This window comes from Nitrospirota bacterium, assembly GCA_040752355.1.
Taxonomy (GTDB): Bacteria; Nitrospirota; Thermodesulfovibrionia; order Thermodesulfovibrionales; family Dissulfurispiraceae; genus JBFMCP01.
This window is the reverse complement of record JBFMHE010000034.1, coordinates 1-21929: the sequence shown is the minus strand read 5'-3', so window position 1 is coordinate 21929 and position 21929 is coordinate 1. Positions and strand designations below refer to the sequence as shown.

The 21929-nt window shown below is 59.8% G+C and carries 23 protein-coding genes; 5 read left to right on the top strand and 18 right to left on the bottom strand.

The annotated features are described in order from the left end of the window. Positions 1 to 218 precede the first annotated feature (218 nt). The gene (gene mtgA / locus AB1805_16670) at positions 219 to 1052 is read left to right on the top strand and encodes a monofunctional biosynthetic peptidoglycan transglycosylase (protein MEW5747064.1); all 834 of its coding nucleotides are present in this window, start codon (positions 219 to 221) and stop codon (positions 1050 to 1052) included. A gap of 42 nt (positions 1053 to 1094) precedes the next feature. Here mtgA and AB1805_16665 read toward each other — a convergent pair whose 3' ends face one another. The 11 genes from AB1805_16665 to ruvA all read right to left on the bottom strand — a co-directional run bounded on the left by AB1805_16665 (position 1095) and on the right by ruvA (position 10522). Then, positions 1095 to 1793, bottom strand: a complete 699-nt coding sequence (locus AB1805_16665) for a diacylglycerol kinase (GenBank protein ID MEW5747063.1) — start codon at positions 1791 to 1793, stop codon at positions 1095 to 1097. Between the two features lie 48 nt (positions 1794 to 1841). Continuing rightward, a complete protein-coding gene (ybeY, locus tag AB1805_16660) occupies positions 1842 to 2198 on the bottom strand; it encodes an rRNA maturation RNase YbeY (protein MEW5747062.1) in 357 nt (118 codons plus the stop codon). A gap of 73 nt (positions 2199 to 2271) precedes the next feature. Further along, positions 2272 to 3960: an HDIG domain-containing metalloprotein gene (locus tag AB1805_16655; GenBank protein MEW5747061.1), complete on the bottom strand. Its 1689-nt coding sequence runs from the start codon at positions 3958 to 3960 to the stop codon at positions 2272 to 2274. Then, positions 3905 to 4903: a PhoH family protein gene (locus tag AB1805_16650; GenBank protein MEW5747060.1), complete on the bottom strand. Its 999-nt coding sequence runs from the start codon at positions 4901 to 4903 to the stop codon at positions 3905 to 3907. The genes AB1805_16655 and AB1805_16650 overlap by 56 nt, the downstream gene beginning before the upstream one ends. 94 nt (positions 4904 to 4997) lie before the next feature. Then, positions 4998 to 5777, bottom strand: coding sequence for an SPOR domain-containing protein (locus tag AB1805_16645; GenBank protein MEW5747059.1), 780 nt, complete (start codon positions 5775 to 5777; stop codon positions 4998 to 5000). Between the two features lie 71 nt (positions 5778 to 5848). Continuing rightward, positions 5849 to 6925, bottom strand: a complete 1077-nt coding sequence (gene queA / locus AB1805_16640; protein ID MEW5747058.1) for a tRNA preQ1(34) S-adenosylmethionine ribosyltransferase-isomerase QueA — start codon at positions 6923 to 6925, stop codon at positions 5849 to 5851. Positions 6926 to 6944: 19 nt separating this feature from the next. Beyond that, positions 6945 to 7952: a SpoIID/LytB domain-containing protein gene (locus tag AB1805_16635; protein MEW5747057.1), complete on the bottom strand. Its 1008-nt coding sequence runs from the start codon at positions 7950 to 7952 to the stop codon at positions 6945 to 6947. A 51-nt stretch (positions 7953 to 8003) separates the two neighbouring features. After that, a complete protein-coding gene (locus AB1805_16630) occupies positions 8004 to 8219 on the bottom strand; it encodes a DUF2905 domain-containing protein (GenBank protein ID MEW5747056.1) in 216 nt (71 codons plus the stop codon). Positions 8220 to 8229: 10 nt separating this feature from the next. Next, positions 8230 to 8838, bottom strand: a complete 609-nt coding sequence (locus AB1805_16625) for an epoxyqueuosine reductase QueH (GenBank protein MEW5747055.1) — start codon at positions 8836 to 8838, stop codon at positions 8230 to 8232. Positions 8839 to 8913: 75 nt separating this feature from the next. After that, a complete protein-coding gene (ruvB, locus tag AB1805_16620) occupies positions 8914 to 9936 on the bottom strand; it encodes a Holliday junction branch migration DNA helicase RuvB (GenBank protein MEW5747054.1) in 1023 nt (340 codons plus the stop codon). A gap of 10 nt (positions 9937 to 9946) precedes the next feature. After that, the gene (ruvA, locus tag AB1805_16615) at positions 9947 to 10522 is read right to left on the bottom strand and encodes a Holliday junction branch migration protein RuvA (GenBank protein ID MEW5747053.1); all 576 of its coding nucleotides are present in this window, start codon (positions 10520 to 10522) and stop codon (positions 9947 to 9949) included. 320 nt (positions 10523 to 10842) lie between these two features. On the opposite strand from ruvA, the gene AB1805_16610 reads away from it, so the two are divergent. After that, positions 10843 to 11751, top strand: coding sequence for a L,D-transpeptidase family protein (locus AB1805_16610; protein MEW5747052.1), 909 nt, complete (start codon positions 10843 to 10845; stop codon positions 11749 to 11751). 65 nt (positions 11752 to 11816) lie between these two features. Here AB1805_16610 and AB1805_16605 read toward each other — a convergent pair whose 3' ends face one another. Beyond that, complete coding sequence (locus AB1805_16605) at positions 11817 to 12341, bottom strand: DUF4833 domain-containing protein (protein MEW5747051.1); 525 nt, start codon at positions 12339 to 12341, stop codon at positions 11817 to 11819. A gap of 150 nt (positions 12342 to 12491) precedes the next feature. Between AB1805_16605 and AB1805_16600 the strand changes: the two genes are divergently transcribed. Continuing rightward, positions 12492 to 12911: a DUF202 domain-containing protein gene (locus AB1805_16600; protein ID MEW5747050.1), complete on the top strand. Its 420-nt coding sequence runs from the start codon at positions 12492 to 12494 to the stop codon at positions 12909 to 12911. A 15-nt stretch (positions 12912 to 12926) separates the two neighbouring features. Here the strand turns inward: AB1805_16600 and AB1805_16595 are convergent, their stop codons facing one another. Genes AB1805_16595 through AB1805_16575 form a run of 5 tightly spaced genes read right to left on the bottom strand, consistent with a single transcriptional unit; the run spans position 12927 to position 15877 of the window. Beyond that, positions 12927 to 13796, bottom strand: coding sequence for a universal stress protein (locus AB1805_16595; protein MEW5747049.1), 870 nt, complete (start codon positions 13794 to 13796; stop codon positions 12927 to 12929). 2 nt (positions 13797 to 13798) lie between these two features. Continuing rightward, positions 13799 to 14890, bottom strand: a complete 1092-nt coding sequence (locus AB1805_16590; GenBank protein MEW5747048.1) for a sulfite exporter TauE/SafE family protein — start codon at positions 14888 to 14890, stop codon at positions 13799 to 13801. 1 nt (position 14891) lies between these two features. After that, entirely contained in the window at positions 14892 to 15140 is a 249-nt protein-coding gene (locus AB1805_16585; protein MEW5747047.1) for a hypothetical protein, read from the bottom strand. A 45-nt stretch (positions 15141 to 15185) separates the two neighbouring features. Beyond that, positions 15186 to 15671 (bottom strand): universal stress protein, encoded by a 486-nt coding sequence (locus AB1805_16580; GenBank protein ID MEW5747046.1) that lies wholly within the window; start codon positions 15669 to 15671, stop codon positions 15186 to 15188. 29 nt (positions 15672 to 15700) lie between these two features. After that, complete coding sequence (locus tag AB1805_16575) at positions 15701 to 15877, bottom strand: hypothetical protein (protein ID MEW5747045.1); 177 nt, start codon at positions 15875 to 15877, stop codon at positions 15701 to 15703. Between the two features lie 407 nt (positions 15878 to 16284). On the opposite strand from AB1805_16575, the gene AB1805_16570 reads away from it, so the two are divergent. After that, positions 16285 to 17838 carry an ATP-binding protein gene (locus AB1805_16570; protein MEW5747044.1) on the top strand — a complete coding sequence of 518 codons (1554 nt, stop codon included), beginning with the start codon at positions 16285 to 16287 and terminating at the stop codon, positions 17836 to 17838. Then, positions 17822 to 19180 (top strand): sigma-54 dependent transcriptional regulator, encoded by a 1359-nt coding sequence (locus AB1805_16565; GenBank protein ID MEW5747043.1) that lies wholly within the window; start codon positions 17822 to 17824, stop codon positions 19178 to 19180. The genes AB1805_16570 and AB1805_16565 overlap by 17 nt, the downstream gene beginning before the upstream one ends. 11 nt (positions 19181 to 19191) lie before the next feature. Here the strand turns inward: AB1805_16565 and AB1805_16560 are convergent. Then, the coding region (locus AB1805_16560; GenBank protein ID MEW5747042.1) for a calcium-binding protein at positions 19192 to 21929 on the bottom strand (2738 nt) is incomplete at its 5' end.

The window sequence follows — 21929 nt, the reverse complement described above, 5'->3', positions numbered from 1 at the left end:
CCTGGAGGGATAGTAACAAGAGAATGTTTGAGCGCCAGAAGTTGAGGAAACGGCCTCAGAAAGCAGCTGCATAAAACCGGACATTTCTATTTTGGTAAAAATAGGACATTTCTATTTTGGCTTGACAGCGCGGTACAAGGGCGTTGCCTTACCGCGTCCGTATCCTTTACAATTCCCCCGTAGCGCCACCTCACCGGGAAGAGGCATTCAGACATACCATGAAACGAGTGATACGCCGTCTGCTGATCATCGCCGCCGCTGCCGTTGCAGCGGGGGTGCTGAGCATCGCCTCCTCTTTTCTCTTTCCCAACGTCGCCCTGCTCGCAAAAGACACGGTGCGGAAGACATCCTTCATGGAGTATCGCGAGCGGCAGTGGCAGCAGGAGGGGAAGAGGCTCCGCATACGGCAGACGTGGGTCCCGCTCTCCCGCATCTCTCCCTACCTGGTAAAGGCCGTGCTCATCGCCGAGGACGACAAGTTCTGGAGACATGAGGGCTTCGATTTCGACGCCATCCAGAAGGCGGTGGAAAAGGACCTGAAAGCGAAGAAGTTCAAATTCGGCGCCAGCACCATAAGCCAGCAGCTCGCCAAAAACCTCTTTCTCACCCCCTCGAAGAATCCGGTCAGGAAGATCAAGGAAGCGATCCTCACCTGGCGCATCGAACGGAACCTCTCGAAGAAGAGGATCCTCGAGCTCTATCTCAATGTCGCGGAATGGGGAGAGGGGATCTTCGGCATCGAGGCTGCGGCACGCCACTATTACGGCAAGAGCGCTGCCGACCTCGGTCCCGAGGAGGCAGCGCATCTCGCGGCGGTGCTGCCGAACCCGAGGAGATACAACCCGACAGGGGAGTCCCGCTACGTCGCCAACCGCTCCCGGGTCATCTACACCATCATGGTACGCCGCGGCATCGTCATTCCCGCCTACGAGGAGGTCATCAGCGCTCCCCGGGAAGGAGAGCCGCATACTGCTCCGTCCCTCGATGGTAACGGCAGCCAATCGGCTCCTTTCCCCGCCGGTCCTCTCGCCTCTCCTCCTCCGGCCGACTAGCAGCTATCGCGTGTGCGGAGAGACTCTGCCTCCGTCGCTTGTTCAGTAGAAGATGAGGAATAGTACGAGGGTAATTCCCGCGCCGAGCAGCCCGCCGATCACCACCTCGACGGCCTGGTGCGCCTTGTCGGATACCCTGCTGTGGGCGATGAGCGCGGCCAGGACGAAGGAGAGGAGCGAGGCCATGAGGTCCTCCGTATTGTAGGTGATCGCCATCCAGACGGCGAAGGCCATCGCCGAGTGGCCGCTCGGCATACCCCCGCGCAGGGGGTGTCCCTTGCCGAAATAGGACTTCAGGACGATGACGAGGATCAGTACGAGGATCACCGCGATGACGGTAATCTCCTGCTTCGAATGCTTGGCGATATGGACGCCCCGGAGAAAGGCGTCGTTGATATACGGGAAGAGGATGATGTACCCGATGACCATCGCCCCGAACGCGGTGATCAGGACCGCCCCCGCGGCGACATCCTTGGCGATCCGCGCCTTTTCGCTGTAGTCGGGCGATATCATGTCCACCACGTACTCAACCGCGGTATTGAGCATCTCGGCGAGCAGGACGAGAATGACCGCTACGGAGATGATCAGGAAATCCACGCGCTCGAGGCCGAGGATATAACTGACCAGGAGGATCGCCGACGCGGAGTAGAGATGGTAGCGCACGTGGCGCTGGGTCCGCGCGGCATGCAGGATCCCCTCGATAGCGTTATTGGCGCTCTGTATCCATTTTCTCAGGAGCATAAACGGATGGTTACCGCTCGAGGTTACACGGCATGCACGATTTCATTATCAACGGTGCTCTCTCCCCTCGCGGAGGAGCTCTTCCTCGAGGGCGCTCATTACTCGCGCCTGGTAGCGGCTCTGCTCATGATCGTACCCCAGCAGGTGCAGCAGGCCATGGACCAGGAGGCGGGAAACCTCTTCGTAGAGGGACACGCCATACTCCCGCGCCTGCCGCCGCGCCTGGGGGAGGCTGATGACGATATCGCCGAGGAGCGTTGAGGGTTGCGGCTCATTGCCGTAACTCATCTGGGGAAAGGAGAGCACGTCGGTCGTCCTGTCCTTGCCGCGATAGGTACGGTTCAGCCTGCGCATCGCAGGGTCATTCACCATGAGCACGCTGATCTCGAGAGAGGAGAGGTCCACCGCTGCCGGGGGGCGGCGGCCAGGCCTTCCGGCATACCGGCGCAGCCGCCGGTCCAGAAACCGGCCCCGGTCTCTACGCGCCAGGGAGGTGAGAGCGCTCCTGAGGACCTTCGCGATCCTCTGCGGCGATATCCTTACCGTTTTTTGCTGGTTCCTTACCGCTATTTCCATTGCCGTTGGGTGGTGTGCCTGTACGTTCTGAGGCCGGGGCCGCGGGGACGCGGTCGGCGGGGGGCTTCACCGTACCCGCTTCAGGAGGCCTCTCCATCTTGTGCGCGGTCTTCACATCGAGCTCGGGATACGCGATCCTCCGGTGGAAGATGCTCGTCAGGACATAGGTGAAGCGCCGCTTTATCTCCGAGATATCTTTCAGCGTCAGCTCGCACTCGTCGATCTGCCCGTCGAGAAAGATATTGTTGATGATCTTCTCGACGAGCGCCGAGATGCGCGCCGGCGTCGGCTCGGTCAGGGAGCGCGATGCCGCTTCGACGGCATCCGCCATCATGACGAGGGCCGCCACGCGGGTCTGCGGTTTCGGGCCCGGATACCGGTAATCCTCCTGCAGCGGCAGGCTGTCCTGCGCCTGCTCGAGCGCCTTCTGGTAGAAATAGGCGATCAGGCTCGTGCCATGATGCTGCTGAATGATATCCCCGACCGCCTTCGGCATCTTGTACTGCTTCGCGAGCTCGACTCCCTCCTTGACATGGGAGATGAGAATCAGGCTGCTCATGTGCGGCGTGAGTTTCTCGTGCTTGTTGCGGGAGTTCGCCTGGTTCTCGACGAAGTACTCAGGCATCTTGACCTTGCCGATGTCATGATAGTAGGCCGTCACCCGCGCGAGCAGCGGATTGGCGCCGACCGCCTCTGCCGCCGATTCGGCGAGATTGCCGACGATGATGCTGTGGTGATAAGTGCCCGGCGCCGTTATCATGAGCTGGCGCATGAGCGGCTGCTCGATGTCGAGCAGCTCGATAAGGCTGATGTCCGTCGTGACGCCGAAGAAGTACTCGATGGCGGGCAGCACAAAGGTGACGATAGCCGCGACAACGACGCCCGACAGCGCAGCGAAGAGCAGGGCTGCCGGCGCACCGGCGGAAAGGAGATGTCCGCCCGAAAGCAGGATAATGGCAGCGGTCACGATGTTGGCGGCGCTGACATAGAGCCCCGCCTTTATGAGCGCCGAACGCTTTTTGCAGCGGATGACGCTGAACGCGGCGGTCAGGCTGCCGATGAACGCATACACGGTGAAGAGAGGGTCGTCGATCCATACGCCCGAGAGCAGGCTGATGACAAAGGAAAAGATCATGGCGGTATGGAAATCGAAGATGAGCGTGACGAGCATGGCGCCCATGGCGATAGGAACGCCGAAGACAAAGGCGTCGCCGCCCGGGAGAGCGAGCCCCCGCTGCAGCCCTGAAAGAATATAGGCGGAGGTCCGGCTGACGAGGAGCGTTCCCGTGACGAGCAGCCCGAGCAGGATCAGCATCTTCTGGTCGCTGAGATACGCGGGCTTATAGCGCTTGATGTCCTTGTAGAAGATGAGGAGGAGCACCGCGGCGAGCAGCACGTTCCCCGAGAAATAGTCGAACCCGACGCTCCTCTGGATCAGGAGCGCGGCGATGACGCTCAGGAAGAGCAGCACATACCCCCGGGAGAGGTTCTTCAGGTGCTGCTCCCGGTACTCCTTGATCGCCGCCCGGATGCTTTTACTCTTTTTTGCCGGGCTGCTCTTGGCCGGGCTGCCGTTTTTCGTATCTCTCATAGGCCTTCACAATCTCCTGGACGAGCCGATGCCGCACCACGTCGCGCTCGGAGAAATGGACAATCTTTATGTCATTCACATCCCTAAGGATCCGTATCGCCTCGACCAGGCCCGACGTCCTGTCCGGCGGCAGGTCGATCTGCGTAATGTCGCCGGTGACGACCGTCTTCGAGCCGAAGCCGAGCCTGGTCAGGTACATCTTCATCTGTTCGGGCGTCGTATTCTGTGCCTCGTCGAGGATGACGAACGAGTCGTTGAGCGTGCGCCCCCGCATGAAGGCGAGGGGGGCGATCTCGATGATCCCCCGCTCGATGAGCTTCGTCGCCTTCTCGATCTCCATCATATCGAAGAGCGCATCGTACAGGGGCCTGAGGTAGGGACTCACCTTCTCGGCGATGTCGCCGGGCAGGAAGCCGAGCTTCTCGCCGGCCTCGACCGCGGGCCTGACGAGCACGATCCGCGATACCTGTTTGGTGAGAAAAGCGCTGATCGCCATGGCCATGGCGAGATAGGTCTTTCCCGTGCCCGCCGGCCCTATGCCGAAGACGATATCGTACCGCTTTATGGCGTCGATATAGCGCCGCTGGGTCTCGGTCTTCGGGATGATGAACCGCCGCTTCGACGAGACCGGGATGTTGGTCGCAAAGAGCTCCTTCACCGAGAGCTCTTCTCCCTCGGAAAGCGACTTTATGGCGTAGCTCACGTCTTCGGGCTTCAGCGTATAGCCGCTCCGGTTGACCGCCCTGATCTCCTGGATCAGCCGTTCGGCCTGGTCGGCGCGGCCGTCCTCTCCCTGAATCAAGAGTTTATTGCCTCTCACGGACACGGCGACACCGAGAGAGTCCTCGATGATCTTCATCACCTTATCAAGTCCTCCGTGAAGAAAGGGATACTCCCGCTCCTCGTCGAGGACAAGCTCTATGGTCTTTGTCGTTGCTTCCATTCTTCTTCTCTACCTTATTTGTATCAATTATACCCCTATTGGCAAACGGTGCAACGGGGAAAGATGGTTAACGGTACCAGCACGAGGGGAGGCCTTATCTGCCCTGCTTGACGGTCGTGATGAAGTTCTGCATCGCTGTCTTTTTCCGGAGCATTGCGGCAACCCTCTCCGCTTCCTTTTTACCCTTGAATGCCCCTACCCGCACCTTGTAGTAGTCACTTCCCTTATCGGCATCGACGATGTACGCTTTATAACCGCTCTCTTTCAGGCGCTGCTGCAGCTGCTCCGCGCCCGTCCTGTTCGGGAAGGCGCCCACCTGTATCGTATACTGCTTTTTCGGGGCTGCGGCCTTCTGCACCTTCCGAGTCTTCTGGGCCTTCTGCGGGTTATCCGCATCCTGCGGTCTTGCAGGCGTCTGCGCCTCGGCTCCCGGCTTTGCAGCGACAATCGGCGGGGCCACGACGACTTTGGGCTGAATGACCCCGGGAAGCTTTTCCTGCGACCTGCCCGCGCCCGCCGCATCGCCCGCCTCCCTGCCCGGCGGCGCAGCCGCAGCAGCCCTGGCTGAGGGCGCATCCTGCTCTACCTGGGCGGAAAAGGCGAGGCCCGTTGACGGTCCGGGGCCGGGCACGACCGCTGCTTTTGGCGCGGCTGCGGCCAGTGGAGCCGGCGAAGCCGGGCCGGCCGATGCTGCCGGCGCGGATGGCGCAGGAGAGTCATCGATGACTCTCCGCTCACCGTCGGGAACGCTCACCTTCGATGCTGGCGATGCTGGCGATGCAGGCCGCTCCTCCGCTGCCTGCTGTCCCGTTTCCGGGACCTCACCGCCCCTGTAGCCGAAGAAAAAGCCCAGTCCGAAGCTTATAATCGCCAAGGCCAGGGCCCCTACTATTACGGTATTCCGGGTCAGGAGGAGAATAGAGGATGGTTCGGTTCCTTTATCCCTCATAAAATTAGCATAGCATCACCGTACGAGAAAAATCTATAACCCCCGGCAACGGCTTCCCCGTAGGCTTTCTTAATGTTTTCAAAGCTCGAAAACGCCGAAACGAGCATCAGCGGCGTCGAGCGGGGCAGGTGGAAATTGGTGACGAGGGCATCGACCGCCCTGAAGGTGTATCCGGGGTAAATGAAGATATCGGTAACGCCGCACATCGTGCCGCGAGGCGATGCATGGCTGCCGTCCCTGCTTTCATAGCAGCCGCTCATGAGGCCCTCGATCGCCCTCGTCGCCGTTGTCCCGACCGTCACGAGCCGGCCGCCGCTGCTCTTGACACGCTCGATCTCGGAGACGAGAGAGAGATCGATCTCGAAATATTCCGGGTCCATGGAGTGGTCCTGCAGCAGCTCGGCCTTGACCGGCTTGAACGTGCCCGGTCCCACATGGAGCGTCACGGCCCTCACCATGACCCCTCTGGCGCGAAGCCGCGCGAGCAGCTCCCCGGTAAAGTGGAGGCCTGCCGTGGGCGCTGCTATCGAGCCCTCCCTCTCGGCGTAGACCGTCTGGTACCGCCGCTTGTCCTCCTCGTCAGGAGCCCTCCGTATATAGGGAGGCAGCGGCATATGGCCGTAACGCCAGAGCAGGTCCATGAAGGTCATCGGATCGTACCCGGAAAACCTCAGCAACCGGCGGGGAGGCTGCTCCCGGTCAGGCCCTTCGCGTTCAGACCGCAGCTCCGCGCGCACGCCGTCGAAGACCGTTACGCTGCCCTCGTACCCCCCCCTGCAGAGGACCTCCCAGGCGCCTTTCTCCGGGGTCTCCCTGACCAGCAGCATATCGACGCTGCCGCCCGAAGGCTTCCGGCCGATGAGGCGGGCGGGAAAGACCTTGGTGTCATTGAGCAAGAGCATATCGCCCTTTCCGAGATAGTTGATGATGTCGAAAAAGCGCTTATGCTCGGTCACTGCACCGCGGCCTCCGTTCCTATGGAGCACGAGCAGCCGGGAGTGGTCTCTCTTTTCCTCGGGGGTGAGGGCGATGAGCTCCTTCGGCAGGACGAAATCGAAATCGGCGGTCTTCATCGACTGCTTTCTTGCAGGGCTACTTTTCGAAGACTTCGAGGGAGGTGCCGGGATAGAACGCGCAGAGGATCTCCTCGTAATCCTTGCCGGCCTGCGCCATTTCGAGGGCGGACCACTGGCACATCCCCACGCCGTGCCCGTACCCCTTGCCCTCGAAGATGAATTGGTTGCCGCTCCTGAGGAGGCTGGTCACCATCGTGCTCGGCAGCCTGTCCCAGCCGAGGCTCCTCCGGAACTCCTTGCCGAGCATGGTGTGCTCGCCGGATTCCGTGATGATCCGCAGATCCCTGACGCGGTTCGAGTCCGTATAGGAATCGATGACGATATCCTTGATGCCGCTTATATTGATCGCCTTCTCGACATCCGGCACCGGGATCCTCTTTTCCCATATGAAAAAAGGCGAGAGCTCGCAGCTCGTCTCGACCGGCTTCAGGTAGGGGTAGCTCTTTCCGAAGACCTCGAGGGGGTCCTCGGTCATGCCCCCGCTCGTCGAGTGGTAGAACGCGATGATCGGCTTGCCCTCGTAGGTCAGGATCTCTCCCTCCGTCTCTTCCACCGCCTTGGCGATATTCTCGGGGATACCCGTTCCCTTGAAGACCTGGTGGAGCACCGATGACGTTATATCATAGGGAAGCGAGCCCGTGCCGTTGTTCGCCTTTTGATAGAGCGCATAGGTCCGCGCCACGACAGCCTGGGCCTTCAGGGCCTCCGTATCCCACTTGTTGCCCACCTCGGCGGCGACGACCCCTTTTATGTACTCCTCCAGCGGTATTTCATTGATGATGTAGATGCCGCCCGTCCCCTTCCAGACCTCGAGCTTGCCGGTATATTTGGTGCCGTTCAGTACCACCTCGCCCATAGAGGTGCCGAGCTGCTCCACCTTCTCGTCCTTGAAGGGGATCTTCGGACTCTTCGCATCGACCAGCAGCACCCTGATGGAGGCAGCTGCGAAAGCGTCGCTCAGGAGCCAGGGGCCGGAAGCAAGAAGCCAGAACAAAACAACAGAAAGCATGACGGGCATCGGCATAGCGCGCCTTGCCCTCTGGCTTCCGACTTCCGGCTCCTGATTTCTTAGCATTTATCTTCTCCCGATCAACCAGAAAATAAGCGTTAAAATAATACTGATGACGATGCTCGTAGCGAGCGGAAAGTAAAAGGTGAAATTCTTCCGCTGTATGACGATATCTCCCGGCAGCCTGCCGAGCCAGGGGATCTTGCCCGAGAGCATGATGAGGCCGCCGATCACCACCAGCACGATTCCTATAAGCACCAGAAGTTTGCCTAGCGACCCCAACTCGCCCACCTCAGTCCCCCGCCTCCGGCTTACTCGTTACCCGTTTACCATCCGGCTCTCCCGGCACGTGGCGCCCGGCGCTCGACGCCTGCCCTTTCCCATACCGCTCCCACTCGGAATAGATGCAGCCGCAGTACTGCTGGCGGTAAAGGCCCAGCTCTTTCGCCGTCGCCCTCCCCTCCCTGAATCCCTTGCGGAAGTCCTCGCCGAAAAACAGTATATTATAGCGTTCCTGGAGCTGCATGCCAAGAGCGGTGATCAGATCGAACTTCTGGTAGGGGCTGACGAGCAGGGAGGTCCCGAAGGCGTCGGCGCCCCGCTCCTTCGCCTGCCGCGCAGCCGCCTCGAGCCGCACTGCATAGCAGTAGGAGCACCGCTGCTCCTCCTTGCCCACCACATTCCTCAGGTACTCTTCGAGACCGTACCGATCGATGCAGGTGATATCGAGACTCCAGAGGGACCGGAGCGTGGTGAGCGCATCGAGCCTGTTCCGGTATTCGGTATACGGATGGATGTTGGGGTTGAACCAGAAGCCTTCCACGGCGATCCCCCGCCGGCGCAGCGTTGCCAGGGGATAGACGGCGCAGGGAGCGCAGCATATATGCATGAGAAGCTTCATAACGGCAAATCCGAAATCCGAATACCTAAATCCTGAACGATGTGAGACTCAGCGCTTCGCTTCTTGCAGTGCGTCTCAAAACAATCCCTGCGGGAGCTTCTTTCCGAGATGCTCGTAGGCGAGCCGGGTCGCCAGCCGTCCCCGCGAAGTCCGTTCGAGCAGCCCCTCCTGGAGCAGGTAGGGCTCGTAGACATCCTCGATCGTCTCCCGGTCCTCGCGCATCGCGGCGGCTATGGCATCCACGCCGGCCGGTCCTCCGTTGAACTTCTCGACGATGGTGCGGAGCAGTTTCCGGTCCACCTCGTCGAGGCCGAGGTTGTCCACGTCGAGCGCTGCGAGCGCCTCTTTCGCCACCGTCAGATCGATGATCCCGTCCGCCTTCACCTGGGCGAAGTCGCGCACCCGCTTCAAGAGCCGGTTGGCGATCCGGGGCGTGCCGCGCGACCTCCGGGCGAGCTCCTGCGCTGCGTCGCCCTTTATCTCGACTTCGAGCAGCTGGGCTGAGCGGCTCACGATCAGCTTCAGCTCCTCGGGATTGTAAAACTCCAGCCTGCAGATGACGCCGAAGCGGTCTCTCAGCGGAGAGGTGAGGAGCCCCGTCCTCGTGGTTGCGCCAACCAGCGTGAACCGGGGCAGGTTCAGCTTCAGCGTCCGGGCGTTGGGCCCCTGGCCGATGATGATATCGAGGTTGTAATCCTCCATCGCGGGATAGAGCACCTCTTCGACGATCCTCGGCAGCCGGTGGATCTCGTCTATGAAAAGGATATCCCTTTCCGAGAGATTTGTCAGTATGGCCGCCAGGTCGCCGGGCCGCTCGAGCACCGGGCCCGAGGTGGTCTTTATATTCACCCCGAGCTCATGGGCGATGATGGTAGCGAGCGTCGTCTTCCCGAGGCCGGGGGGGCCGAAGAAGAGCGCGTGATCGAGCGCCTCTTTCCGCATGCCCGCCGCAGCGATAAAGACCTTGAGGTTCTCCTTGATCTTCTGCTGTCCCACGAACTCGTCAAGGGTGCGGGGCCGCAGGTTTATCTCGTAGGTAAGCTCTTCCTGGTCCGCTTCAGGAGAGAGGGGGCCGGCTCCTTTATCTTCTATTCTCATAGGGCACGTCTCACTTGCTTTCTTTGGTAAGGTATTTTAAGGATTCCCTGAGCAGGCTCTCGATATCCGCCAGCCCGCTCCCGTTCGCCTTGTCGAGGGCATTCTGGGCCTCGCTCTTCTTATACCCGAGATTCACGAGCGCCGAGAGCGTATCCTCGTAGGCGGAGCTCTTCTTCTCCTTGATCGAGGGGAGCTTCTCCCGCAGCTCGAGGATCAGCCGGTGCGCCGTCTTCTTCCCGAGCCCGGGCACCTTGCAGAGCACCTCCACATCCTCCGTATTGATCGCATGGTAGAACTTCTCGGGCGGGATCGTCGAGAGCAGGCTCAGCGCCGTCTTCGGCCCCACCCCCGATATGCCGATCAGCGTCGTGAAGATCCGTTTTTCGTCCTCGTTCTGAAACCCGTAGAGCAGGAGGGCGTCTTCGCGGACATGGGTATGAATATGGAGAAAGACCTCGGCATGCTCTTCGGGAAGGTCCGACAGGAGCGTCAGCGGGACCTGCACGCTGTACCCGACGCCGTTCACGTCGACGATAACGTTGTCGGGCCGCTTGGATATGAGCTTTCCGCGTAACGAGGCGATCATAAACTCATCTATTTTACCATGTCCGGCAAGGGAAAAGGGGGAGGAATCAGGGAAGGCGAGCGGTATGCCTCGTTGACTTGCTGCGGGGCAGTACGGTAGTCTAAAAGCAGAGGGCCATGCCCTCGGTTGCGGAACTTGACCATCGGGGCCCGGGGTTCTTGAGAATCCCGGGCCCTCTGTTTCTTTCCCGCCCTGTCCTTTCTTTGTCGCACACTGCCCGGTTATCCATCGCCTGCAATTGACAGCAAAGAGGTACATTGGTATAGTTTCCCTATCGGGCAGGCGGGCTGTACAGCTCATTACACGGCAGGAGCATAACCATGATACTGCGCTATCGTACGTTTCTCGTCCTTTTGATTGCAGGGCTGGTCACCGGGGTGCTGTTCCCCTCCCTCGCTGCCGCCGGTCTGCTCTTCGAGCAGAAGACGAGCTACCGGACAGCTCCGCGAGATACCCTCAGCAGCATCGGCGCCCGGTTCGGCGTCGATTGGAGAAGCATCGCCGAAGAGAACCGCATCGATCCCGACGCACCGCTCAGAGCAGGCCAGCGGCTCCGCATCACCCTGCGGAAGATCATCCCGAGGGCGGTGCAGCGGGGGATCATCATCGATATCCCGGGCAGGATGCTCTACCTTTTCGACCGCGGCACCCTCGACAGGGCCATTCCCGTCGGCCTCGGCGCGCCCAAGGGAAACGGTCAGAGGGGATGGGAGACCCCTGCCGGCAGGTTCACGATCGTGGGCAAGCGCACCAGCCCTACCTGGCTCGTGCCCAAGTCCATCCAGGAGGAGATGCGGCGGGAGGGCGCTGTGGTGAAAGAGAGCCTTCCTCCGGGGCCCAAGAGCCCGCTGGGGAGGTATGCCGTCAGGACATCGATCCCCGGGATCGTGATCCACGAGACGACCGATCCGTCGACCATCTACGCATTCATGAGCCACGGGTGCGTCAGGGTGCTGCCCGAGCATATGGGCCGGCTCTACAGGAGCGTCCGTGCCGGCATGCCCGGAGAACTGATCTACCGGCCCGTTAAAGTCGCCGTTTTGAGAGATGGAAGGGTCTTCATGGAAGTCCACCGAGATATTTACGGAAAGATAAAGGATATGAGGGCCGAGGCACGGAGAGTCCTGCAAGAGCAGAGCGTGCTGAAGAGCGTCGACTGGGCCAGGGTCGAGCAGGCTCTCAAACAGCAGGCGGGGGTTCCGGTAGAGGTCAGCGCTGCTCCGCGTTAATGTTCCTTTTACGCCGGGATTGCCTGCCGGCGGCCCTCACTCGCTGAACCGTCAGGCCTTACCGCTCACCGGGGGACAATCCTCTCCTTTACAGGAGCATTGCCTTTCACCGCATGGCCGAAGAGGTCGACATACAGCACCTTCGGCTGCCTGAGCCTGCGCTCTCTCGACGCTATGAAGACCCGGTCGAGGATTACCTCCTGGCCCCTTACCGCCATGATCGCTTTATACGCGCCCCCGATTTTCCGGATGCTCACCTTCCGGTTCTTGAGGGCGGCGAGGGTAAACCACGCGCTCTCTTTTCCGGTCTTCGCAGAGGAAGAAACGCCATACGCGTACTTCCTCTCGATAATATTGAGCTCACCGCGCTGTCCGTTTTCGAGAACCCAATAGGCGATCACCGGCCCGGACTCCGAAAGCTCGTTCCGCTCAGTGAGGCAGGCGTCATAGTGGACACGATTCCTGTTCTTGCTCCGCTCGATGAAAAACAGAGGGTACGTCTTCTGGCAGGCAGCTTCCGCAACAGCCCCCCATCCCGTACTCACGAGGATAGCGATGACAGCAAGCGTTTTAACGATACCTCTGGACAAGAGCGGCCTCGACTATGGGTACATGCGCCACCGGCGCTTATCTCAAGTATAAATCACGCGCCTGCTCCTGACAAATGCAGGGTATGAATGCTTCTTAAATCTCCCAACGAAATGAAAGGCATGGAGTCGGCTCGTCGCTTGCCGGGAAACGTGGTACAGTTAGATATGCAGGACAAGAAAGAGCTGGCAGACGAGCAGAAGAGAGGTCTCCGCAACCGTCGCGCGCATATGGCGAACGAGCGTACGTTCCTCGCCTGGATACGAACAAGCATCGCGATCATGGCCTTCGGCTTCGTCGTAGAGAAGTTCGCCCTTTTCGTACGCCAACTGGAGTATCTCCTGGGTATTCAGAAAGAAATTCCTCACAAGGGGTACTCCTCTTTTTTCGGGATAGTCCTCGTCGCTCTCGGCGCTGCGATAGGAGTGCTCGCCTTCGTCAGGTATAAACAGGTGGAACGCCAGATTGAAGATAACACCTACCGGCCATCACGCATTCTCGCTCTGCTGCTGGCGCTCTCCGTTCTGGTGGTAGGAGCTTTCCTGGTGCTCTACTTGATCCACAGCGTGTAGCCTCTCCGGAACGGGTCAGGAGCGGACGACGAGCACCGGGCAGGCAGCGTGCCCGATGACCTTTTCGGTGACACTGCCCATGAGCAGTCTCCTGAGGCCGGTCTTGCCGTGGGAGCCGAGGACGATGATATCGGCGTTGTGCTCCTGCGCAAGGCCGGTGATGACCCGGTGCGCTGCCCCCTCCCTCACGAAGGTCTCCGCGCTCACCTCCCTGGCGCGGGCCTGTTCCTGCACCGCATCGACATACCACCGCGCCTCTTTTATCATTTCATCCACCGCCAGCGGCGCCTCCCCGTAAAATTCAGCGGGGATATCGACCGCCGACACCACGTTGAGCGTGCCGCCGTAGGCGTCGGCAAAGTCTATCGCCTTTTCGGCTGCAGCGCCGCTGAACCGTGAGCCGTCGGTCGCCACGAGCATCGTCTTCCAGTTTACCGTTGCAGGGAGGGGAATGAGCAGAACGTCTTTCTGGCCGTATCCGATGACCCGGGCCGACACGCTCCCGACAAAGGCCCGCTGGGCGCTGCTCAGGCCCCGGCGCCCCATGACGATCAGGTCGCAGTTCTCCGCTTCCGCCAGATCGACGATCCGCTCGTGGGGCACCCCCTCCTCGCAGACCGTCTTGATGAGGGCCCCGGCCTCCTTCGCGATCGCCGCTGCCTCTGCGAGCGCCTTCTCGCACGGCGCCCGCATGGCCTGCTGCACATTGCCGATCGCCGTGAGGTCGAGGTCCCCGTCATACGGCGGCGCCACCGAGGTTACGGTGATCCAGCTCTTCTCGCTCGCGGCGAGCTTGAACGACTCCCGCAACGCATGCATGCTCGATGCCGAGCCGTCGACCGCGACCAGCATCTTCCTGCATCTCCCTTCCTTGCAGCCTGCCATGGCTACGCCTTACCCTGTTCCAGCGCATGCTCTGCAGCCAGGGCGCGCTCTGCCTTGCGTCCCTGCCACATGGCGCGGAGGACGATGAAGGCTCCCAGCGCAAGGGCGAAGATCATGATCGCGAAGCTGGTGCTCTTCAATGCCTTTGCCGTCGTCTCGCTCATCGCGCCGATCAGGCCGAGCTGCGACATATACACCGGCACCATCAAGGCGCGGCTGAAGAGGACGATCACCATAATGACCCCCATCACGACCTTGATCATGAAGGGTTTGACATAGGTCGTGCCGATCGCGCCGAGCTGGATGCCGAACAGCGAGCCGCCGAGGATAATCATGGCGAGGCGGATGTCGACGAGGCCGCTCATGGCGTACTTGAAGGAGCCGCCCAGCCCCATGACAAAGGCGATGACGAGCTCGGTTGCCGAAGCCATGAGACTCGGCGCGCCGAGGACATAGATCATCGAAGGCACGCCGACAAAGCCGCCGACGGCGATCGTCGCTGCAAGCATTCCCGTGGCGAAGCCGAGGGGAATGGTGAAGAGAACGGAGACCCGTGCGTTGAGCGATTTGAAGTAGACCATGGTCCCCGGGATGGTGACGGACTGCACCCATTTGGCGAGCCTGGTGACCTTCTCTTCCTCATGCGTGCTCCCCGATCTGTACGTCTTCCACGCGTCGCGGAGCACGAAGATCCCGACTACCGCGAGCACCACGACAAAGGCTACGCTGACATAGAGATTCGAGCCTGCGTCGCCGAAGGATTTCTTGATGCCTTCCTGGAGATGGGCGCCGTAAAGGACCCCCGCCTCGGCCGATATGCCGAGCACGATGCCCAGCTTTACGTCCACCTGGCCGTATTTAGCCCGCTTGAGCGCACCGACCAGCGCCTTGGGAAACTTATGGCACATGTTGCTCGCCACCGCGACGAGACCCGGGACGCCCATGCTCATCATGCCGGGAGTGAGCACGAAGGCGCCGCCCGAGCCGATGAAGCCGCTCACCAGGCCGCCGACGAAGCCGACGAGGAAGAGATAGACGATGGTGACGATATCGAGATTGATGAAATTGGATGCTGCAGTGACGATGTCATGCATGTTACTTCACCTCCCGCTTCTTTGCCGCCTCGATGCCGAGGACCGTCCAGAAGTTGCCGGTAAAGGAGCCGTGGACAAAGGAAAAGACAAAAGCCGTGCAGACCGGAAGGAACGCATACAGGCCTCCTCTCCCGAAGTAGTGATTGATAGCGTCCTGCTCCGCAAGCAGCACGGCATAGAGCGCTGCCGAAACGATGCCCATGAAGAGCAGCGCGCCGTAGGGTTTCCTCTTTGCACTGTGACCAGCCATTCTGCGCCTCCTTAAGAAGTTAGGCACCGCAGGGTGCCGTTCACGTCAGTCTTGAGTATTCTCCGCGACAACGACCAGGGGACAGGTGAGACGGCTCCACGCATCGGAAAGCCCGCTGCGCTTTCCCGCGCACTCCCTCTCGAGGGCCTCGGAGGATTCGGCGACCGCAAACAGGACGCCGTTATTGGCTGCGGCGTAGTCGATGATCTCCTGCTCCAGGCAGCCCTCCCGCTGCAGTACGCGATAGCTGATGCCCTGGGCCTTCAGCTCCGACAGCCACGGCTCGAGGGCGCCGGCGACAGCGTTTCTCGCCGAGACATAGAGGATGTCGAGCCCTGCGCCGATCCTTTTGCAGGTGTTGAGCGCGTACCTGAAGGCCTTCGAGCCCGACTGCCCCTCGCGCAGCGCGAGCAGCACCCGCCCCTCTTCCTTCAGGATCTGCCGGGCCGTGCCGAGCTCTCCCTCCTCTGCGAAGGACGCCGCGGTCATCGCCGCCTCGAACTGTCTCATGGTCTTTTTGAATCTGCCCATAACGGTATTCCTCGCTCCTGTGCGCCGGCCTAATCGGCCCACAACTCTTTTCCAAGGGTCGGCTGCTTTTCGGACCGCGTCGCCGGCTGCCGGGTCCTGCTCTGCGGCTCGTGCTCCAGGAGCTGCCGTGCCGTCTCTGCCTCTCCCTCTTCTGCAAAGGCGACGGCCATCATGGCTGCCTCCACTCTCTTGAAGAATCCTCTCATCAGATGTTCCTCCTTTTGCGTGATGGTGTACCGAGACCTTTATCAGGTTCCGTGCCAGGCAGGGAGACCGTTGCAAGGCATTGAAACGGCAGCCCCTTCTTACACGCGCACCGAGAGGCAGGGCACGGCCTTTTGTTTCTTATTGCAACGCTGCGGGGGTCCGACTGGCGGAGCCCGCTGTAACTCCAGCGTTTTTCCGCTGCTGCATGTAGCGGCGGTTCCGTTGCATAATGAAACACTTCCGGCCACGCCGCAGGTCGTGCCGGGGCAGACCTGCTGCTGAAGAATGAGGCCGGAGCGGACACCCTGACTGCCGGGTCCGTCGGGGGAGCGACCCGCTGTTGCAGCGCACGCCGATGAGCCATGTTTTTGTTGCTTTTTGCAATAGCTGCCGGGTAGAATGGGATATGAGCGCGCGCTTCCCCTACCGGCCCAGCATCCGGAAGAAGATCACCTTCGGCTACTACGCCATCGTCGGCGCCATCATCGGTCTCTCGCTCTTTACCTTCATGGAGCTGCGGTTCATCGAGAAGAAGATCATGTCCGGCGAAGCGGTGACGGAGTTCTTCAATACCGCGCTCGAGATCAGGCGCTTCGAGAAGAACTATTTTCTTTATGGCCAGGACTCCGATTACCGGGAGACGACCGCCTATGTGAGCGCGGCCCGGAAGCTGCTCGAGGGCAATACGAAGGCCTTCGCGACCGTGGCGAGCGAGCACCAGATAGCACGGCTGCGGGACGGCCTCGTCCTCTACGAGCGGCTCATGGAACAGTACGCGGTGTTGGGAAGGCAGTCAGGCGCCGAAGCGGAGATTCTCGAGGGGCGCATACGGACAGCGGGAAAGGATATCATCACCATAGCGGAGTCCCTGGCAAAGACCGAACGGAGCCTCATCCAGGCGCTGCTCTACAACTCCCAGAGCCTCCTCGTCTTTTCGATCCTCGTGCTCGCCTTCGTCGGCATCGCCATAGGCCAGGTATTGTCGAGAATAGTAGTGCGCCCCCTGAAACAGCTCCAGGACAGCATGGAGGGCATCGCCGACGGCAAGTTCGAGACGATCCTGATCAAGTCCAAGGACCGGGAGATCGTGTCGCTCACCCGCGCCTTCAACAAGATGCTGAAGGAGCTCGAGCTCAGGCAGCGCCACCTGCTCCAGTCCGAGAAGCTCGCCTCGCTGGGCACGCTGCTCTCGGGGGTCGCCCACGAGCTCAACAACCCGCTCTCGAACATCTCTACCTCCTGCCAGATCCTGACCGAAGAGATCGGGGAGGACGACCTCGCGTACAAGAAAGAGCTCCTTTCCCAGATCGACGAGCAGACCGACCGTGCACGCAACATCGTCCGCTCCCTTCTGGACTTCTCGCGGGACAGGGAGTTCAAGAAAGAGCGCCTGCCGCTGAAGAAGCTCTTCGAAGAGACCATACGGTTCATCAAGGGGCAGGTCCCGACCAGAGTGGGGGTGACTCTCGATATACCGGACGACCTCGTCATCTTCGCCGACAAGCAGCGGATGCAGCAGGCCCTCCTCAACCTGATCAGGAACGCCATCGAGGCCGTTCCCGGAGAGGGCGGCATCTCCGTCAGGGCGCGGCAGCAGCGGGCGGTAGACAAGGCAGAGGATACCGGCGCCGAAATTTACAACTATCTCAAGTATCACGGCAAGTGCACCCTCGAGGAAGACACCGTCGATATCGAGATCAGGGACACGGGCGTGGGTATCCCGCGCGAGGCGCTCCCGAAGATATTCGATCCCTTCTTCACGACCAAGGAGGTGGGGAAGGGCTCCGGCCTCGGCCTCTACATCGTTCACGAGATCATCGACGAGCACGACGGCTGCATTGCCGCCGACAGCGAGGACGGCAAGGGAACGACATTCATAATCCGGCTGCCCATGCCGCGAGAGCTGCAGGGCGGAGCGGAAACACGCGAGGGGAAGAGTGCATATGGCGATCAACGCTAAAGTTCTTATCATCGATGATGAAAAGGTAGCCCTCCGGAATCTCGAGCATGTCATGAAGAAAGAGGGATACGATACGGTCGGGACCGTGAGCGGGCAGAACGCCCTCAAGCTCCTCGAGGAGCAGCGGTTCGATGTCGTCCTCACCGACCTGCGCATGGAAAAGGTGGACGGGATGCAGATCCTGCAGCGTTCCCGGGAGCTCTCCCCGGATACCGAGGTGATCATGATCACCGGCTACGCGACGCTGAAGTCCGCCATCGACGCCATAAAGCACGGCGCCTTTTACTACATAGCAAAGCCCTTCAAGCTCGAAGAGGTGAGAAAGGTCGTGCGGGAGGCGGCAGAGAAGGTGCGGCTCAAGCAGGAGAACCGGCAGCTCCGGGAGCACCTCGCCGCATACCAGGGCAAGGTAAAGATCATTACCCAGGACCCCGGCGTGCAGCGGCTTCTCGAGACGGCGCGGCAGATCGCGCCGACCGACTGCACGGTCCTCATCACCGGCGAAAGCGGGACCGGCAAGGAGCTCTTCGCAAAGTACCTCCATTACCACAGCAAGCGGGCGAAAGGTCCCTTCCTCGCCGTCAACTGCGGGTCCTTCAACGAGGAGCTCCTCGCGAACGAGCTCTTCGGCCATGAGCCGGGCGCCTTCACCGGCGCCACTGGCGTGAAGAAGGGCCTCATCGAAATGGCCTCGGGCGGGACGCTCTTCCTCGACGAGATCACCGAGATGCCGCCGTCCATGCAGGTGAAGCTCCTGCGCGCCCTGCAGGAGAAAGAGGTCCTCCGCATCGGGGCCACATCGCCGCACAGGGTCGATGTGCGCTTCATAGCCGCGACGAACCGGGATATCCACGACGCGATGAAGAGCGGCGCGTTCCGGCAGGACCTCTACTTCAGGCTGAATGTCGTCTCGCTCCGCATCCCTCCCCTTTCCGAGCGGCGCGACGACATCCCGCTGCTGAGCCACTACTTCCTGGGCAAGTACGCGGCCCTGATGAACAAGGCCGTCGCCGAGATCTCGCCCGAGGTCATCTCGTTCCTTATGAGCTATGACTTTCCCGGCAATGTCCGTGAGCTCGAGAACATCATCGAGCGCGGCGTCGCGCTCGCCCAGGGCACGACCATAGAGCTCGCCCATCTCCCCGAAGACCTCCGGGAGCTGAGCATAAAGACCTTCAGAAAAAAGGACGGCAAGATCCCCTCCCTCGAGGACCAGGAGGTCGCCTACATCCAGTGGGTGCTCAACGAAGTCGGCGGCAACAAAACGCTGGCCGCACAGATCCTCGGCATCGATCGCGTGTCGCTCTGGAGAAAGCTCAAGAAGCACGGGCTGGAGGAGTGAGGGGACTGCACTTAGGGCATCTGCGGCGTCCAGTACTGGGCGAGCACCTGCTGCACGTCCTGCGGCCTGTCCTGTATTGCCTGGCTCCAGCTGCTTATGCCGTTATTCGTGCAGAAGGTTGCCATTGCCTGGATGAGCTGATCGACCTGGGTGTTCAACAAATTGTCACCATCGGCTGTATGGAACACCTCGGTCTGATAGCCCGTCGTTGAATACCAGTTCTGGACTGTAATGCGATCGGTAGTACTATTGATCGTGATGTCGAGGTTACTGCCGTTTCTGGCAAAAATCAAATCGAGCGGATTGGCGCTGATGGCCACAGTATCTGTATTGCCCACAGTAGTATCGTAATCATAAATAGTATCGATCCCGCTGCCCAGAGCAAATTTGTAAGTATCATTTCCCAAGCTTCCGGACAGATAGTCATTACCTGTCCCTCCATCCAGAATATCACTGCCGCTTTCACCATAGAGAGTATCGTTATCTGCGCCGCCATTCAAGATATCATTACCCTGTCCGCCGTTCAGGTAGTCAACGCCCGCACCTCCATCAAGCACGTCGTTGCCCTGATTGCCATAAATATAATCATTTCCTGCATACCCCAACATCTCATCATTCGCGTTTGATCCCTGAAGGCTGGTATCGTTCCCTGCAGTCCCGTAGACTTTATACCCTATCGCATCAAGTCCTGCAGGCGTCAGCACTGACCCATCGGCGAACTTGAATTGCTCCACTTTGTAGCCATCACTCACGAACCAATACTGAATAACGAGAGAGTCAGTCGTACCCTTAATATTGATTCTTAGGCTATCACCCTCTTTGAACAGTTCCAGATCGCTCTGAACTATGCCAGACCCGAACTCGACAGTATCGATGTTGCCTGCCGCAGTATCATACTCGCTAATGGTGTCCATACCATAGCCCAGATTGAACCGGTATATATCGTTGCCGGCACCGCCCAGAAGGGAATCATTACCTATTCCGCCATCAAGCACATCTGCTCCGCCTCCCCCTTTTAACGTATCGTTTCCCTCTCCGCCATAGAGCTCATCCCTCAGATTAGTGCCTACTAAGGTATCAGCGGTCGTTGTCCCCCTGATCATAAACGGGATACTCGTCCCCAGGTCTCCGGCACTGATCGCGGTGCCATCATGAAAAACAAATCTCTCTATATAGTAACTGCGGCCGTCGTTACTGAACCAGTTGGCGACTTTCAGTGCATCTGCCGTCCCCTTGATGGTGATCCGAAGGTCCATCCCTTCTTTCGCAAACTCCACATCTGCGCTGCTTACACCCTCTCCAAACTCCACGGTATCCGAGTTGCCCATCGTATTATCATAGTCGTTGATGGTATCCACCCCGCCGCCCAGACCAAATCGGTATGTATCATTGCCTTTATCGCCATAGAGCAGGTCGTTGCCCGCTCCCCCATCCAGCACATCGTCGCCGCTAAGGGCCCACAACACATCATTGCCCTCCTTTCCATAAAGCTCGTCCCGCCAGATCGTTCCGCTCATATTGTCATTGCCTGCCGTCCCTCTGATTACAAACGGAATACTTATACCCAGATCTCCGGCGCTGACCACCGTCCCATCGGCAAACCTGAACTCCTCAACTCGATACGCAGGCCCCAGGAACCAGTTCTGAAGGATCAGGGTATCCATGCTCCCCTTGACCGCTATCCGGAGATCGTTGCCCTCTTTTATCATCTCAAGGTCACTCCGGGTGATCCCCTGCCTGAACTCTACTGTATCCGCATTGCCTACGGTTGTATCATAATCGCTGATCGTATCTGTCCCGCTGCCCAGAGCGAACCGGTAGGTATCATTGCCATAGCCGCTCTGCAGCGAGTCATTGCCCGCTCCCCCATCCAGCACATCATTGCCGTATCCGCCGTCAAGCGTGTCGTCTCCATTGCCTCCATACAGCACATCATCGCCCTCATTGCCTCGTAGCGTATCATTACCGTCATAGCCGTACATTTCATCTCTTCCGTTCGATCCCTGCAGAGGGATATCGTTCAGTGCGGTGCCGTATACCTTGTAGCCGATGGCGTTAAGATCAGTTACTGTCAAGACGGTGCCGTCGGCAAACTTGAACTGCTCTATCTTGTATGAGTTCCCGGAGAACCAGCTCTGTATGATCAACGAGTCCGTTGTCCCCCGAATGTTGATCCTCAGGTCAGAGCCCTCCTTTAGCAGCTCTACATCGGCACTCATTATTCCTTCTCCGAACTCCACGGTGTCCGAGTTGCCAACTGTATTGTCATAGTCATTGATGGTGTCCACCCCGCCGCCCAACCAAAACCGGTAGGTGTCATTGTTTACTCCACCGTTGAGCAGGTCATTGCCCTTCCCCCCGTGCAGCACATCTGCTCCGATTCCACCGTCGAGCGTGTCGTCTCCATTGCCTCCATACAGCGCATCATCGCCCTCACTGCCTCGTAGCGTATCGTTGCCCTCCCCCCCGGCAAATGCCTCGGCACGACTGCCCCCTGATATGGTATCGCTACCAGCCGTTCCTGTGGCTATCTTTTTACCTGCTGAGTCAATCGCCCATGCAAGCTCTTCATTCCTGGTTACAAATGCATTCCCAAATGCAGTGAAGTTCAGCATGTCTGCTGCCTGGAACCCCTGCACTGTACGCGAGAATTCAGTCAAAAGCTGTCTGCCGTGATTATAATCGGCATCAAGCTGACTCTGTATCTCAGCCCTAACAGCACTCAAGTCGCCCCTTACCGTTTGAGCTG

What these genes read in the sequence shown, in the direction of transcription:
- AB1805_16580 (MEW5747046.1), bottom strand. Translation starts at nt 15,671, where the DNA reads ATGGGCAGATTCAAAAAGACCATGAGACAGTTCGAGGCGGCGATGACC.
- AB1805_16610 (MEW5747052.1), top strand. Translation starts at nt 10,843, where the DNA reads ATGATACTGCGCTATCGTACGTTTCTCGTCCTTTTGATTGCAGGGCTG.
- AB1805_16635 (MEW5747057.1), bottom strand. Translation starts at nt 7,952, where the DNA reads ATGCCGATGCCCGTCATGCTTTCTGTTGTTTTGTTCTGGCTTCTTGCT.
- AB1805_16655 (MEW5747061.1), bottom strand. Translation starts at nt 3,960, where the DNA reads ATGAGAGATACGAAAAACGGCAGCCCGGCCAAGAGCAGCCCGGCAAAA.
- mtgA (MEW5747064.1), top strand. Translation starts at nt 219, where the DNA reads ATGAAACGAGTGATACGCCGTCTGCTGATCATCGCCGCCGCTGCCGTT.
- AB1805_16665 (MEW5747063.1), bottom strand. Translation starts at nt 1,793, where the DNA reads ATGCTCCTGAGAAAATGGATACAGAGCGCCAATAACGCTATCGAGGGG.
- AB1805_16595 (MEW5747049.1), bottom strand. Translation starts at nt 13,796, where the DNA reads ATGGCAGGCTGCAAGGAAGGGAGATGCAGGAAGATGCTGGTCGCGGTC.
- queA (MEW5747058.1), bottom strand. Translation starts at nt 6,925, where the DNA reads ATGAAGACCGCCGATTTCGATTTCGTCCTGCCGAAGGAGCTCATCGCC.
- AB1805_16625 (MEW5747055.1), bottom strand. Translation starts at nt 8,838, where the DNA reads ATGAAGCTTCTCATGCATATATGCTGCGCTCCCTGCGCCGTCTATCCC.
- AB1805_16585 (MEW5747047.1), bottom strand. Translation starts at nt 15,140, where the DNA reads ATGGCTGGTCACAGTGCAAAGAGGAAACCCTACGGCGCGCTGCTCTTC.
- ruvB (MEW5747054.1), bottom strand. Translation starts at nt 9,936, where the DNA reads ATGAGAATAGAAGATAAAGGAGCCGGCCCCCTCTCTCCTGAAGCGGAC.
- AB1805_16570 (MEW5747044.1), top strand. Translation starts at nt 16,285, where the DNA reads ATGAGCGCGCGCTTCCCCTACCGGCCCAGCATCCGGAAGAAGATCACC.
- AB1805_16650 (MEW5747060.1), bottom strand. Translation starts at nt 4,903, where the DNA reads ATGGAAGCAACGACAAAGACCATAGAGCTTGTCCTCGACGAGGAGCGG.
- ruvA (MEW5747053.1), bottom strand. Translation starts at nt 10,522, where the DNA reads ATGATCGCCTCGTTACGCGGAAAGCTCATATCCAAGCGGCCCGACAAC.
- AB1805_16565 (MEW5747043.1), top strand. Translation starts at nt 17,822, where the DNA reads ATGGCGATCAACGCTAAAGTTCTTATCATCGATGATGAAAAGGTAGCC.
- AB1805_16575 (MEW5747045.1), bottom strand. Translation starts at nt 15,877, where the DNA reads ATGAGAGGATTCTTCAAGAGAGTGGAGGCAGCCATGATGGCCGTCGCC.
- AB1805_16590 (MEW5747048.1), bottom strand. Translation starts at nt 14,890, where the DNA reads ATGCATGACATCGTCACTGCAGCATCCAATTTCATCAATCTCGATATC.